Origin of the sequence: Flammeovirga sp. SubArs3 (genome assembly GCF_947387565.1) — a bacterium.
Lineage (GTDB): Bacteria > Bacteroidota > Bacteroidia > Cytophagales > Flammeovirgaceae > Flammeovirga > Flammeovirga agarivorans.
Genome location: NZ_CANDOA010000001.1, coordinates 938,821 through 954,792, shown reverse-complemented (window position 1 = coordinate 954,792; position 15,972 = coordinate 938,821). Strand labels below are relative to the sequence as shown.

Genomic DNA, 15,972 nt, shown 5'->3' with positions numbered 1-15,972 from the left:
GTCAATGGACCTTATGCTTCCTAAATAAAGAAAGCAATTGCTATCGATCACTACATCTATCTTTTGTCTGACAACTACTTAACTCTAAAAGATTAAATCAATGATCTTACCCTTTAGCAGACAATCGAGATTTTCAGAAATAATTTTTGAATGGGATAAGTAAAATCGCGGAATATTACTTATTTGATTAAACACACATGAAATGAATAAATTATTACCACTTTCAATGGTGCTACAGCTATTGTTTGTAGGGTTGTATACTTATGGTCAAGATTTATCTACCCAAGTCATCCCTACTCAATTAGTTCCTGTCACATCTTCTTTGGTTTTTACATCGGGCCGCTTTCAATTTGAAATAGGAAGTGATGCACATCCAAAATCACTAAAATTAAGTAGTGGAAAAGAAGTTTTACGAAATAATGTCAACAATGGATTAAGATTACAAATACCAAATGAAGAGGACCTTGTGTTTACTAAAGTCTTCACTTCTGCTGATAACATTGTATTCACTACCACCAATGAGCAATATTATGCTACTTTCAACATCGATGCACAAAGTACCTATATCGCTTTTAACTTGATTGATTTTTATGGAGATCTACCTGTAGGAGCAACGATGACATTTACAATCAATACAGATGAGCATACAAAGTTGCTTTCTTTTGATTATATGACTTTGGATCAAAGTACAGCATCTCATCTAAGTATCTCTTTCGAACATCTTTGGGAAAGATATAAAGGAAATACTTTGGGGGGATTTGCCCTATATACTTTTTCCAATGAGGAAGAACAGGATGAAAGTATACTACGAGCTTGGGGTAGAGAGGCCATGCCACATCCTACAGTTCCTGGAACTTGGAATTACGAAAGAGCTGTCCAATGGATTGAAGAATGGAAAGCTACTTTTGAGGATCAAAGTGTATTTTATATTCGTCCCAATAATGCACTGGAGCTTCCACTTTTTGAACCCTATTTTGAAATGGCAGATGTGACCACTATCAATATGTTTACGGACGTATGGCATGGTGGATTTTGGCCATCAAATACACTCAACTGGGAGGTTAACGGTATTTTCAATGGGAAAGAAGAACTCCAAACATTTTCCAATACTCAAGCCCAAAATGATAGAAGTATTAATTTACACTATGTTAGTGGCGGTATTGGAAAACAAGACCCACTTTACGCAATGGATAATTTATCTGATGACCTAGCGACTTGGGTAGAGGGTACTTTGCAACAAGGAATATCAGAAAATGAGCTGGTGGTATATTTTAAACCAAAAGAAACATGGTATAATGCACCCTCTACACTTTCACAGGAGAGTAACACATTTGGTCATCTAAGTGGTCCCTTACCTACCTTCTTTCATTACAAATACCTACAAATTGGTGATGAAATGGTCCAAGTAAACGGTATCCAAACTTTACCTGATGGCACTTGGCAATTTAATATTGAAAACAGAAGTATCTTTAATACTCCCCGCTCTGAACATGCCAAAGACACAAAAGTGAAAGGGATTATATTAGCCTATAATCAAGTTTATGTTCCTGAAAATAACTCTGCTCTTTTCGATACGATTACCATGAAATATGCAGAGCTATTAAATGACTGCAAGGTATCTAACGCATTGTTTGATGGTGCTGAGATTCATGTCTTTGACGGAAAGTGGGGGTTCCGAAAGTTTGCACAGAAAGTATATGAACAAGTAGATCATCCGATTGTTGTGAGAACTTCCAATGGAAAAGAGCCTGAAGCAGGATATATTGAATATCAATTAAATAGTACAAAGGCTTACCTTACTTCTCCTGTTGGAGACCATAACCATGGCAGACCATCACTTCGTTTAGAACGAAAAAGTACTACCCATAAAAATGAGGTAAGGGAATCATCAAACCTCTTTGCAGCTAACTTTATGTTAAGTGTTCAGGCTGCGGTAAATGGAAGAAATTTCTCAATACTACGACCTGATCCTATGTTTGGTATTTCTTTGGAAGAGCTAACACAGTACGGAAAGACTGAAGAGTTATTATCATTACTACCAAAGTGGAAAAATGCAAATAGAAAGCTTACTGCAGCGCAACGACAGGTCATGACTTCAACACACTTTAAGTATGAAAATAAATGGGCATCTGAAGTCACTTACGAACTTAAAGAGTTAGACCAAGAATATGAGTTAGTCCCTATCCAAATGATGTCTCAACATGTAGATTCAATTCAAGGTGAGCTAGAAGTAGAACCTGCTTTACAATATTTCCATTCGAAACAAGAAGATGGAATGTATATTCCGAGGGTAAAAACAAACTTTGGAGCTACAAAATATTTGGAAAATAAATACTCGACTCAAGCACCTCAATTTATCATCAGAGTCATGTGGGGAAATGAGGATGTTGTTCACCCTAGTATTCATATCAATGGTGCTACTTTAACTCTACCGACCACTATTTTAGCTTCTGCAACAGAAAGTCAGTATATAGAATACCGAGGTGGTGAAAAAGCAAAAATATATGATAAAAATTGGAACTTAATAGGTGAAGTGGATGTAGATCTACAAGGGACTTTTGAAGCTCAACAAGGGTTTAATGAAGTGACACTTTCTTCAACAAATCAATCTACAGCAGCAATAGAACTATTCCTATTTACTGAAGGAACGCCACTCACTGTAGAGAAGATTCAGCAGGCCTCTTTAAAAGAAATCACCGTCAATGATATACCCGTAGAAAACTTCTCACAATATACCACTGAATATCAAGTGAATTTACCGGAAGGAATGGTGGAAACTCCACACATACAAGCCACTAGTTATCATGCCAAGGATTCAATTGAGATCATACCTGCCGAAAACTTTTATGGAACTACGATCATCAATGTATATAGCGAAGATGGTAGTTCTATGCAAACCTACAAGGTAAAACTCAATGTGCTCGGTCGAGCATTTTACAAATTTGATGAGGGGGAGTATTATCCTAGTTTAAGAGGACATACCGTAACGGTCACACCAAATTTAGACAATCCGTTCCCCGATGAGACTGTTGCTGATTCTACCAAAGTAGCCAAAATCACTAGAGGTCCCTATCAGAATGCGTTAATTGCTTTCGACCTTAATGGTCAATTGGATAAAACAGGGGAAAAAGTCTTTCGCTTTAAGATCTATCAGGCCTCTGAACAGGGTGCCTATCCTAAACGCAATAATATTTATTTCTCCGTTAAAAATAGAAAGAATAATGGACCCAAATATGAAGATTTTATCCTTATTACTCAACAAGATCAATGGGTAGAATATGTGTTCGATTTCTCTGATAAAGATTTCACATTAACCGATTATGATGAGCTATTGATCTTTTTTGGTGGAGGTGATATCAATGAGACAGGTGGTGTGGAATATTATATCGCTGATGTTGAAGGTCCGCACATCAACTACTCACAAGATGCTGATTTAAAATCAATAGCCATCAATAATGAACCCTTACAAGGTTTTGATCCCAATACTTTAAATTACAGGATTACACTACCTTTTGGAACAGCAAATGTACCATCGATTACCGCTAATAAAAATAGTGAATTGGCATCAATATTACTCCAAGAGGCCACATCACTTCAAGATACCACACATATTCAAGTCACAAGTGAAGATGGTTCCCTGTCTAAATTATATCAGCTTACTTTTGAAATCGCCAAAGACCCATCGAATGCTACTTTAGTAGATATTTTATTGGACGATATAAGTATCACATCATTTCACCCTACTACTTTTGAGTACACCATCAATTTACCTATTGGGACGACTAATCTTCCGTCTCTTCAAGTCATCCCGTACAATGAAAATGCTACTATTGAAAGTATAACAGCCAAAAACTTTTATGATTCTTCCCTAATTACGGTCACTTCCGAGGATGGAACTGCTACAGCATATTATTGGTTACATTTTGATATTCCAGGCAGAGAGTACTATAAATTTGATGGCAATAGCTATCCTACAACCATGCATTCTGGAACGACAACTATCACTCAAAACCTCACCAACCCTGCCGGTAATAATATTGTTGGCAGTGCTGTTAAAGTAGGAAAAGTAGTTCGTCAAGGAGTACAAAATGCAGTAATTGTATTTAATCTAGATGGAGATATCGATTTTAGTACCGACCAACTATTTAGAGTGAAAATATTTCAGGCTTCTGGTCAGGCCAACTATCCAAGGAATAATAATCTTATCTTAAAGGTCATGAACAAAAATAATATTGGCCCTAGTTATGACCAAAGAGCCTCTATTATAGTACAAGATGAATGGGTAGAATATATATTTGATTTTTCGAATGAAGATCTATCACAAACTACCTACAATAAGTTACTGTTATTTCTTGGCGGTGGTGATATCTATGAAACTGAAGGAGTTGAATACTATATTTCAGCAATTGATGGCCCCAGCTTAAGTAGTTCAACAAGTAACAATAGAACCATTTATTCCCAATCCAACGAGGATTTTGGCCTACAAATTTATAAGTCAAGTGATCACCAGCTTACGGTGGCATCTGACGATACTTTGAAGGGAAAATACATCCAAGTCATCTCCTCTAATGGGGTGCTACTGTATGCATCAACCTTAAAAAATACCGTAGAGAAAATTCATATCGATCAAAAAGGATTAATGATCGTAAGGGTATTTGATCAGGAATTGAATGTTGTCGAAAAAGTGGTTTTCTAAAAAAAAGTAATACTCAATTAAATTATTATAATCATAGCCCTAGCAAAGAAAATTTTGTTAGGGCTATAATAAATGAATATTTCTTTACTGGTGAATATGCCTGTTTGCAGATTTATAAATAAGAGTATCAAACTCACCATTAAACGGATTAAAAAATTTGAAATCTAGTATATGATTTTTATTAATTCTATGTAATTTATCATGGCATCTTTCACATATAGCATAGGCTTCATTGATTTTTTGAAAACCAATATTTTGATAACTTTTCATATGAATCTCTTTTGCTTGCCTATTTTTACAAATCTCACAAATTTTCTTCTTATTAATAACTTTTGCTTTATAACTTTTATATTCTATGCTATTTTCATATCTAGACAACCAATCACTTAAATTTGCCTGTAAGTTATTATAATTATCTACTAATTTTGAAGAACTGGAATTAATTACTATTGTGTCTTTAGAAGTAACAAAACTATGATGATGATTGTGTTTATTAAATCTTTCTGTTAAACTATCAACCATTGCTTTCAATTTTAAGTTTTCAAAATGTAGCGAATCAATTGTATCATTTTTTGAATTATTATAAACTTGGTTCAACTCTAACTTAATACTTTGGTTTTCAACAGTTAGATCATGAATACTATCTAATAATGGTTGTGGTTGATACCAATAAATATTATTATACTCTAATATGTTTGGTAATAGACTAGCACTTTTTACAGAAGTAACTTTTTGAGTATTTACTTTATCCTGCATTTGAGTGTTCATGCCAGTTACACTTGAAAAAATTAACCCTGTATTAACCAATAGAAGATAATAATATGAAGGTTTTTTTAATTTTGTTATGCCTTGCCATGAGGTCAAAACTGAAACAAAAAAAGAAAAAGCTAATAAAATTTTAGTTATGTTTTCAAGAAAAAGATCTTCCCCAATTAAGTTACAAACTAATTGGTTAGTAATAATGAAAATGGAAGTTGAAGCTCCTGCTAAAGTATATAATCCTTTTTCAGAATAAAAACCGTTATTATTTTCATTTTTTTCTTCGGATTGTTTCTCTAATTCATTAGTAGCTTGTTCATTATTCATAGTAAAAAAGTTTTATTTGGTGAGCTAAGTTAAATTCGGTTTAAAAATACAATTATTTAATTTATACATTAAGTTTCATAGCTCCTTTTTTAAAAACATTCTGATGATAAAATCAGTAATTCTGTTATTTAAACTAGGAAATAAACCTTGGTTAATTGCCACAAACTTAGCTTTCCAGCCTGGGATAATCATATAGTTTTTGTTTGCTAATCTTCTCAACATTTTTTTGCATGCGACTTCCAAAGGAAGGTTTCCTGCAAATTGCTTTAAAACTTTGGCTACTTTGGGCGATTCTAACCTTTCTGCCTCTACTAAAGGTGTGTCTATTTCTGGAGGACAAGCTACTGATACCTGAACTCCCATTGGTTTCCATTCACTTCTTAATACTCCAGCAAATCCAATTGTCGCAAACTTCGACGATGAATAGGCTGAATAACCATAATTTGTCACAATCCCCGCTAAAGAAGCGATCAACATTAACTGTCCTTGTGATGCTTTTAATAATGGGAAAGCGGCTTCAGCTACATTTCTAGTACCAAAAACGTTTACATTTATCAATTCTTCAAAATCATCTTTTGCGAAATCATTAAAGGGAACACACCGACCGATTCCTGCAGAATGAATCACGATATCTACCCCACCGAGTAAATTATTCCCTTCTGCAAAGGCACTAACAACAGTATTTAAATCAGTGGTTTCAGTATAAATAGCATGTACTTTATTAGTATCACTCTGGAGGGTTATTGTCTCCTTAGCTTCCTCTAGTCCTTTTCTTCCAAAAAGCACTACATGAGCTCCAAACTTAGAAAGTTGTTTTCCCATTTCTAAGCCGATTCCACTTGTCCCTCCGGTGATAAAAACATTCTTATTATTAAAGTATTTCATGTGTTCTTTGCATTAGTGAAGTGTGTTAAAGCTAATTTCATAAATATCATTGAATTCAGATCAATCATCTCCTCCATAAATCTAAATAATGTTATAATATTCTTCACAACACTGTAAACACCAAAACTAGTACACTTTATGATATAAGTAAGCTGTGCATATTCAATGCACTCATCGGTTATACTATTGTGACAAATCCACTTCAATTTACCCTTATGAAAGCCATATATTCATTATTGATATTTATACTTTTCACTTTTCAGTTGTTTGCTCAAGAGGATACTACTAGCCATTGGTTGGAAGAATGGAATAAGGAGAGGTATCAGAATGATCAAAAGAAATTTACTCAGGAGAAAATCAAAAATCGTATTGAACAAAAAGCAAAAGAAGCCCTCATCTATAATCAAAAAAATAATCTATCCTCTAAATACTGTATTCTGATTGATATGGGAATACACTCTGGTAGAAATCGCTTTTTTGTATATGATCTTGAAAAGAAAACGGTATTAAAAGAAGCGTTGGTTTCGCATGGCTGTGGTGACTTTATGTGGTCTAGTGATGAGACCAGAGCCAAACCTACTTTTAGTAATGTCTTTGAAAGTCATTTGTCTTCTTTGGGAAAATATAAGATCGGAAAAAGAGGCTATAGTAATTGGGGTATCCATGTGAACTATAAGATGCATGGTTTAGAAAGTAGTAATAGTAATGCTTATAAAAGGATTATCGTTTTACACTCTTGGGAGGCAGTAAAAGATGAAGAGATTTTCCCTGAAGGAACTGCAGAAGGTTGGGGATGCCCTGCCGTTTCCAATACTACTATGCGTTATTTGGATCCTCTTTTAAAAAGTGAGGATGATGTTTTAATGTGGATCTATCAATAATATCTTCTCCACTCAGGAATTAATTCTTAAATAGATGAAAGGAAATGAGGTGTATATGTTGCATCTACAATCTTTTCATTATTATATTGCGACACTGTCGCATATATTAGAAGAGAAATTATGAACAATAAATTACCGGTAACTGTTTTAAGTGGATTCCTTGGAGCAGGCAAAACAACATTACTCAACCATATTCTTCACAACAAAGAAGGTTTAAAAGTAGCTGTTATTGTGAATGATATGAGTGAAGTAAATGTAGATGCAGATCTAGTAAAAAACGAAAATACCCTATCGCGTACTGAAGAGAAATTAGTAGAGATGAGCAACGGTTGTATCTGTTGTACACTCCGTGAAGACCTAATGGTTGAAGTAGAACGTTTAGCAAAAGAAAATAGATTCGATTATTTACTTATTGAAAGTACAGGTATTAGTGAACCTGTTCCGGTAGCACAAACCTTCTCATTTATCGATGAAGAAAACGGTATCGACCTTTCTAAATTCAGTTATATCGATACTATGGTTACGGTTGTAGATGCGTTTAATTTCTTTAAAGATTTTGGTAGCCCTGAAAGGCTTGTAGATAGGGAACTGACAGATATTGATGGTGACTACAGAACCATTGTCAATTTACTTACAGATCAGGTTGAATTCGCTAATGTGATTCTTCTGAATAAAACAGATCTTGTCGATAAAGATCATTTGGGAGTGTTACATGCTGCTATAAAAAAGCTCAACCCTTCAGCTAAAATTATTGAATCATCTTACAGTAAAGTAGCTCCTTCTGCTATTTTAAATACTGGTCTATTTAATTTTGAAGAAGCTGAACAAAGTGCAGGTTGGATCGAAGAGTTAAATAAAGAATCACATACTCCAGAAACAGAGGAATTTGGTATTTCTTCGTTTGTCTACAGAAATAGAAAACCATTTGACCCTGATCGTTTTTGGAAATATATTCAATACTTATTCCCTACTACTGTAATAAGAAGTAAAGGCCTATTTTGGTTGGCCTCAAGACCAGATCAAGCATTAGTATGGAGTCAGGCAGGAGGTTCCTTAAAAGCAGATAGTGCCGGAGTATGGTGGAGTAGCATGCACCTCAATAAGAGATTAAATTATGTAGCCTTTTTAGAAAACCAAGCATCAATTGAGGCAAAATGGGATCAAACATTCGGTGACAGAAACAACGAAATCGTATTGATTGGTCAGGATATGGATGAAGAGCAAATTAGAAAAGATCTGGATGAATGTCTTGCCACTGATGAGGAGTTAAAAACACTTCGTTGGAAACTGGGCTATGATGATGATTGGCCGGTCGAAAGATCATTTGCTTATGATGAATAGAATGCAATAGATGTTTTAGAATAGAATGAGAAAAGCACACCCTTTTGTAAAGTACCTTACAAATGGAATGTGCTTTCTCTTTTATTTGAAATGCTTATTATTGAGCATTCACTAGCTTCTTCTTACCCGTCTTAAAATCCTTTGAAATTTCCATCTCATCATACTTCTCACCCAATACAGTATAGGCCACATATTTTAATGTATTGTCTTCAATGGTGATGACCTGATAAAACTGTGTTTGCTCTCCAGACGCATCCAATTCATAACCATCTACCTTATAGTTTTTCATCTGTTCAGTATCCAATTTGTATTGTTTTGGCCCACTTACAGAAGTGACATAAACCGTCTGAAGATCTTCGTTCTTCTTATTTTTTGTAGTTCTGATAGGCACATGTCCTCTTGCATACGTATGGTCGTGACCATTTAATACAAGGTCTACATTGTACTTATCTAAAATAGGCTTCCATTTATCTCTACCAAATTGAAAATTACGTCCTTTAGCAGGTGCAAAAATAGAATGATGACAAGTGATGATCTTCCATTTTGCGGTACAGTCCTTTAGCTGATTTTCAACATATTCTACTTGTTCTTCCAATTTATCGGTCGAATTGAGTACTATGATTCGAATATCTTGGTAATCGACAGTATATACCGTTTCATGTAATTCTTTACTTAACTCTTTTTCTACAGGTAAGGTAAACTGTGGTCTCCATTGTATCGAAAGGCGCTTTGGAGCTCCTTTTGTCATCCCTCTAAACTCATGATTACCTACCACGGGGATAGCCGTCCACTGGCGATGTATAAAACCACCTGCTTTGTACCATTCTGCCCATTCGTAATCTCTATGTGCCTGATTGATCAAGTCTCCTGCATGAATTACAAATGCTGCATTGGGTGCTGTTTGATATGCCTTTCTTATTACTCTAGACCAATGTTCTAACACATCATTTTGGGCATCCCCAAAGTAAACAAATTGAGTGGCCGAGTACTCCGTTTTTGCGGTTCTAAATTGAATCCATTCTGACCAATGGGCTTTACCATCTCCTACTCGATATACATATTGTGTATCAGGGTTAAGCTCAGTAAAAACAACACTATGATAGTGGACAGTTAAAGAAGCATTTCCTTTATACTGACCTAAATTAAAAGGTTCAGTGACTGCCTCTAATTGCTTTGCTTTATCTGTAAACTTAGAATTAACGGTAGCAACAGCAAGTTGGGCATAGGCATTGGTTACAGTACTATCAGTTCTCCAAGTTACAGCTCTACTCGTTGCTGGGTCACCATTAAAGTTTAGTATAATTCTGTCTGGGTCTCTACTTGGAATTTCCCAATGATGAAGTCCTTTATAATGATCATGTCCATGATCATGGTGATGATGTTGTGCTAGCGTATTCTGATATAGAAAAAATGAAAAGAAGAGTACTGTAAGAAGTTTCATAAATAATATGCTTGATGATTTAGAATCTAATATTAACGTATTGTCATCACCAAACTAAGCATAATCGATTAATTTTTAATTAATCATTTCTTATCTGAACATTATACTGCTATAAGTTCTATAACACATAGAAGAAATCACAAATACATAAACCATTATTAATCAATAATATGAATGTAAATCTGCATGGATTTCTTGTATTAATAACTACTATTAATATTCGTAATACTTTATATATGATACATCGCAAAAGAAATAAAAAAAGCCTACCAAAACTGGTAGACTATTTCTCGATCAAATACTATTTATTAATTCAAATTATAATTCTATTGATTTCGAAATCAAGATTCGACCATCATCATAATACAGTAAATCGTTAGATATCTGTCCTCCTACAGCCGATTGTGTAAAGTCATCCACATTAGCATAATTACTATTATGAAGCGTCTTAATGTGATCAATACTATTTAGTGTTTTGATGTCAAAGGCAATTGATGTATTAAATGGAGACACAAACTTTTGTTTGAATCTAAATTCATGTTCACCAACGATAATTTCATCATAATATATTAATGCATCTACTTCTGCATCACTAGCTATTTGGAGGTCTGTTTTTACAGTCAAGAGGTCATTTTCTAATGTGACTTGAATATCGTTTTCTGTAAATTCTTGAATGCTATTAAACTCTGATGCAGAACTTACATGATTGGTAAACGCATATAAGAAACGGTTTTCGATCTTTCTCTTTAGAGAAAAATACTTTACTTCAACATTACTGTTAATTACATTTCTGAAATATGTTCTTTCCATGACATTGTCTTCTAGAATATCAAAAGAATAGAACCCATTACCGATAAAATTTAAGTCATCTGAAAGGACAACTTGTCTAAAGTTTTCTTCATTACTCACATTGAATGTTTCTACATCATCCTTTAAATCATTTTTAGATACAGTTAATGTATCCCCATCATTCAATAAATTCAGAATAACTATTGCGTGATTGTTTGTTTCATCTTCAGCCACCATCAAACAGTTTGCTTCTCGATAATTATCTCCTAAAGAAGAATATTCTGTTTTGATGGTAACATAACGCATTCCATTTTCAACAGTTTCAGTAATGTTTTCTTCATTCTCATTGATGAGCTTAAGAGTAATAGAAATATTGTCATCAGTAGGATAAGCTATTGTTACTTCCTTAGTCTCATTTTCTACTATTTCGTTTTCTATATGCTCATAATTTGGAGATGTTTCACTGATAGAGTTGATTGCTGTGTATGTTAATTCACCGTAAGTTATCATCGATTCCCGATCCAAATCATCAAAGGCATGATGATCTGTCTTAAAATAATGGTCGTAGGTAAAGAAGTCTACTAAAAAGAAATCTCTTTCTCGTGTTGTTTCAGGGATAGCAATGTCTATGTTCCCTTCACTAAAGTTAAGATCGTATACTTCAGATATTTTTGTTCCTTCTTTATCGATAATAAAAATACTTTTCTCATGGTTGTTTCTTCTATTTACAGAAGAATAATATTGGTTATCTTGAATATCTTCATAAAAGTAGCCTCCAATATAACCTTGTTGTACCGTAATTGTCGGAAGGTAGTTATCTACTTCTACAGTATGCTTAATTAACACTTCATTTTCAGGTAACTCAAACTCACTCGATAATGAAGCACTAAAAGTAAGCTCATGCATACCGTCTTCTAATTGTAGAGAATTAAAAGTAAACAGCCATTTGTTGTTTTCATTACTTACATCAAAATCTAAGTCTTTACCTTCCAATAAAAGCTGCATTTCTTCTACACTTACTAAGTCGATGTTTTCATTAGTCACTTCGACTTCAAAAGAGGTAGTCCCTCTTAAAAAATCCGATTCTTCCAATGTTAATGTTGGAAGCATATCTGTCGAAATCGTTGTTGTGGGGGTTGGTAAATCTTCTTCTTTTTTCTCTGTTGAACAAGAGGCTATAAGTAGAGTTAGCAAGAAGCAAACATTTAGAATTTGTCTGTTGTAATACATAATTTAATTATAAATTTCTAATGAAAAAGAGTAGCTTATATCCTTAGAAAACGCAGCTTATCATTGAAGTAAAAAATCTTAATCTTTGGATATATTTCTACTCAAATAATTAAAAAATTATATCCTAAAAAATGCTTATAACAACAATCTATCAACATTAATTATCTATAAATCAATGCTATGATAAATGAATAATATACAGTAACAATAAGATAAAATAGATGATTTTTTTGAATTCATATTGTATATGTACAGATGGGCAACAACTTTTAAAGGTCAGTTTTTTTTACTACAAAAAAAGTCATCCTCTCCAAAGGTGAGGATGACTTTTACTATTCTACACTACTCAAAAATCTATTCTGATTTTTCTTTATTTTCTTCTAACTTTTCAGTTTCTTTTTTTCCTAAATATTTATGTAGGATATAGTAATTGGAAGGAACAAAAATGATGGCTAAGAATGTAGCTGCCAACATACCTCCAAATACTGTTGTTCCTAATGAATGTCTTGAATTAGCACCCGCTCCTGAAGCAATTACCAATGGGTAAACACCAAGAATAAAGGCAAATGATGTCATTAAGATAGGACGGAAACGTACTTTGGCTGCGTCTATAATGGCATCAAATAGTTTCTCTCCTTCTGCGATATTGTCTCTTGCAAATTCAATAATTAGAATGGCATTTTTAGAGGCAAGTGCCACTAGTAATACTATACCAATTTGCATATAGACATCGTTTGTTAAACCTCTTAGTTGGACGGCTACTACTGCTCCAAATAAAGCTAATGGAACGGCAAGAATTACACCCAGAGGATCTAACCAAGACTCGTATTGTGCTGCTAATACAAGGTATACAAAGACTACTGCCAAAAGGAAGACGAAGATGACACTACCATTCGACTGAATTTGTTGGAAGGCTAAGCCTGTCCACTCTGCCACCATTCCTTCGTCTAGTTGCTTCTGAGATAATTGATCCATCGTTGTAATGGCATCACCAGAACTAAAACCAGACTTTGCATCTCCATTGATGTATGCTGCATTATAAAGGTTGTATCTCGTCACCATCTCAGGGGCTTCTTCGTAAGAAATATCTACAAGCGTACCGATAGATATCATCTCTCCTTTATCAGATTTCACATACATATTCCAAAGGTCATCTACCTTGTTTCTGTATTCTGCTTTTGATTCGATATTCACTTGGTAGGTTCTGTTCCATCTTGTGAAATCATCAATATATTGTTGTCCTGTGAAGGCGTTCAAAGCATCATAAATTGTATTTAATGATACGCCCATCATTTCTGTTTTTTCTTTTTTGACATCCAAACGAAGTTGTGGAATCTTAGCATCGAAGGTTGTACCAACGCCTGTAAGTGAAGGTTGTTGCTGTCCTGCGCTAACAAATCCTTTTGCTACTTTTTGTAGGTTCGCATACTCCGCTCCTGATTTGTCCATGATCACCATTTGGAAGCCACCAGTATTACCAAGACCACTAATTGCTGGAGGAACAAAAGAAGTAACTTTTGCATCAAATACTTCCTCGTATCTTTTTGATAGGTCTTGCATGATGTGGTCGATATCCAACCCTTCATCGATACGTTCGTCCCATGGTTCAAAAATCACAAAGACTGTCGCTCTGTTTGGTGCTGTTGTTCCGTCCATAATAGAGAAACCATCCACTGTCATCCATGAAGCAACACCTGGAGTATTACCGTAAATTTTATCCAATTGTTTGTTGACCTCTGCTGTGCGGTTCATCGACGCCGATTTTGGCAGTTCTACTGATGTCATCACATACCCTTGATCTTCTTGAGGGATAAATGATGTCGGTAACATATTGAAATCTACCAAACCAAAGGCAGCAATACCTAAAAAGACTAGTAATGAAAGACCGTATTTTCTTACTGAGAATAGTAAGATTTTTGAATATCCACCATAAACATAGTCATATCCTTTATTGAACCATTTGAAGATAAAACTTTGCTTTTTCTCTTCATTAGGTTTTAAGATTAATGCACATAATGAAGGACTTAAGGTTAAAGCGTTGAAGGCGGAGAACAAGGTTGACACTGCAATTGTTAAAGCGAATTGTTTATAAAGTTGCCCTGTAATTCCACTCATTGAAGCCGCAGGCATAAACACCGACATTAATACTAATGTTGTCGCGATAATAGGTCCTGTTACCTCTTTCATGGCCTGGATGGCTGCCTCTTTTCGGTTCATCCCCTCTTCCAAGTGTCTTGAGGTATTTTCTACTACTACAATAGCATCATCTACTACGATACCAATGGCCAATACTAATCCAAACAACGTAAGAATATTGATGGAGAAACCTAGCACACTCATCACTGCGAAGGTACCAATCAAGGCTACAGGAATTGTGATTGCAGGAATTAAAGTAGCTCTCCAACTTTGCAAGAACATGTACATCACAATAAATACCAAAATAATGGCAATCACCAATGTTTCAATTACCTCATCGATAGATACTTTTACATATTTTGTAGTATCTAAAGGTACTGTATATGACATCCCTTCAGGGAACTTCTTACTTAATTCTGTTAATCTTTCCGTTACCTGCTTTTGGATTTCCAATGCATTGGCTGATGGCAATTGATAGATCGCTATACCTGCTGCTTGTTTTCCGTTTAGGTGGAAAAACATAGTATAATCTTTACTTCCTAAAGAAATATTAGCGACATCTTTTAGATGGATAGATCTACCTTTTTCATCCGCTCGGATAATTATATTTTCAAATTGTTCTACATCTGACAAACGGCCAGGTGAAACAATTAAAGCATATTGATTTTTTTGATTACTTGCAGAAGGAGTCTGACCCAACTGCCCTGCCGCAACCTGAACGTTTTGTGATAAAATGGCATTTTTCACATCATCTGTAGATAAACCTCTATCTTTTAATTTCGAAGGGTCCATCCACACTCGGATACTGTAGTCATTCACACCATAAATACTCACGTTACTTACACCAGGGATTCTTTTCAATTCATCAGCGATATATACTTTAGCATAGTTACTTAAGAATAAAGAATCTACAATATCATCATCCGATTGTATTGCGGCAATCATTACTAGATTGGCTGCTTGTACAGATACTCCAGAAGAAGATTTATCTGTCACAACACCTAACTTTTGAACGATATCTGGAATCTTTGGTAAGGCCTGAGCTACTTTATTCTGAACCAATACGGTAGCAATATCCAAATCAGTACCTACTTCGAAGGTCACAGTTAAAGAATAAGTACCATCATTATTGGAAGTAGAACTCATGTATAACATATTTTCTACGCCATTGACAGACTGTTCAATAGGGGCTCCTACTGTTTCTGCAATAACTTCTGCACTAGCACCAGGGTAAGAAGCAGTAACGCTTACAGTTGGTGGTGTGATATTCGGGTATTCTGCGATCGGCAGTTCAAACAGTGCTATACTACCGGTGAGTACGATAATAATAGCCAATACTGCTGCGAATATCGGGCGGTTGATGAAAAATTTTGAGATCATTTTAAGTGTGTATGAATAGTGTGTATATAAATCAGAAAATAGTAAACTACCTACTGAATATTAGCGAATTGAGAGTGTGTCCATAAGATGAATACACTATAAGAAAC

Annotated in this window: 8 protein-coding genes; 3 read left to right on the top strand and 5 right to left on the bottom strand. The window is 34.7% G+C overall.

The genetic code is table 11. From position 1 onward, the window contains the following. Positions 1-202: 202 nt before the first annotated feature. On the top strand, positions 203-4,696 hold the full coding sequence (locus tag QL232_RS03460) for a cadherin-like beta sandwich domain-containing protein (protein ID WP_281613099.1): 4,494 nt from the start codon (positions 203-205) through the stop codon (positions 4,694-4,696). 84 nt (positions 4,697-4,780) lie between these two features. On the opposite strand, the gene QL232_RS03455 is transcribed toward QL232_RS03460, so the two are convergent. Together QL232_RS03455 and QL232_RS03450 are read right to left on the bottom strand one after the other, a co-directional pair. Continuing rightward, positions 4,781-5,782 (bottom strand): hypothetical protein, encoded by a 1,002-nt coding sequence (locus QL232_RS03455; RefSeq protein ID WP_281613098.1) that lies wholly within the window; start codon positions 5,780-5,782, stop codon positions 4,781-4,783. A gap of 75 nt (positions 5,783-5,857) precedes the next feature. Continuing rightward, positions 5,858-6,667, bottom strand: a complete 810-nt coding sequence (locus QL232_RS03450; RefSeq protein ID WP_281613097.1) for an SDR family NAD(P)-dependent oxidoreductase — start codon at positions 6,665-6,667, stop codon at positions 5,858-5,860. Between the two features lie 215 nt (positions 6,668-6,882). Here QL232_RS03450 and QL232_RS03445 point away from each other — a divergent pair, with 215 nt between their 5' ends. Further along, entirely contained in the window at positions 6,883-7,548 is a 666-nt protein-coding gene (locus QL232_RS03445; RefSeq protein WP_281613096.1) for a murein L,D-transpeptidase catalytic domain-containing protein, read from the top strand. Between the two features lie 120 nt (positions 7,549-7,668). After that, positions 7,669-8,889, top strand: coding sequence for a GTP-binding protein (locus QL232_RS03440; RefSeq protein WP_281613095.1), 1,221 nt, complete (start codon positions 7,669-7,671; stop codon positions 8,887-8,889). A 97-nt stretch (positions 8,890-8,986) separates the two neighbouring features. Here the strand turns inward: QL232_RS03440 and QL232_RS03435 are convergent, their stop codons facing one another. The 3 genes from QL232_RS03435 to QL232_RS03425 form a co-directional block, all read right to left on the bottom strand. Further along, positions 8,987-10,330, bottom strand: coding sequence for an FN3 domain-containing metallophosphoesterase family protein (locus QL232_RS03435; protein ID WP_281613094.1), 1,344 nt, complete (start codon positions 10,328-10,330; stop codon positions 8,987-8,989). A 318-nt stretch (positions 10,331-10,648) separates the two neighbouring features. Then, positions 10,649-12,349 (bottom strand): hypothetical protein, encoded by a 1,701-nt coding sequence (locus tag QL232_RS03430; protein ID WP_281613093.1) that lies wholly within the window; start codon positions 12,347-12,349, stop codon positions 10,649-10,651. A gap of 354 nt (positions 12,350-12,703) precedes the next feature. Next, complete coding sequence (locus QL232_RS03425) at positions 12,704-15,865, bottom strand: multidrug efflux RND transporter permease subunit (protein WP_281613092.1); 3,162 nt, start codon at positions 15,863-15,865, stop codon at positions 12,704-12,706. Positions 15,866-15,972: the final 107 nt, after the last annotated feature.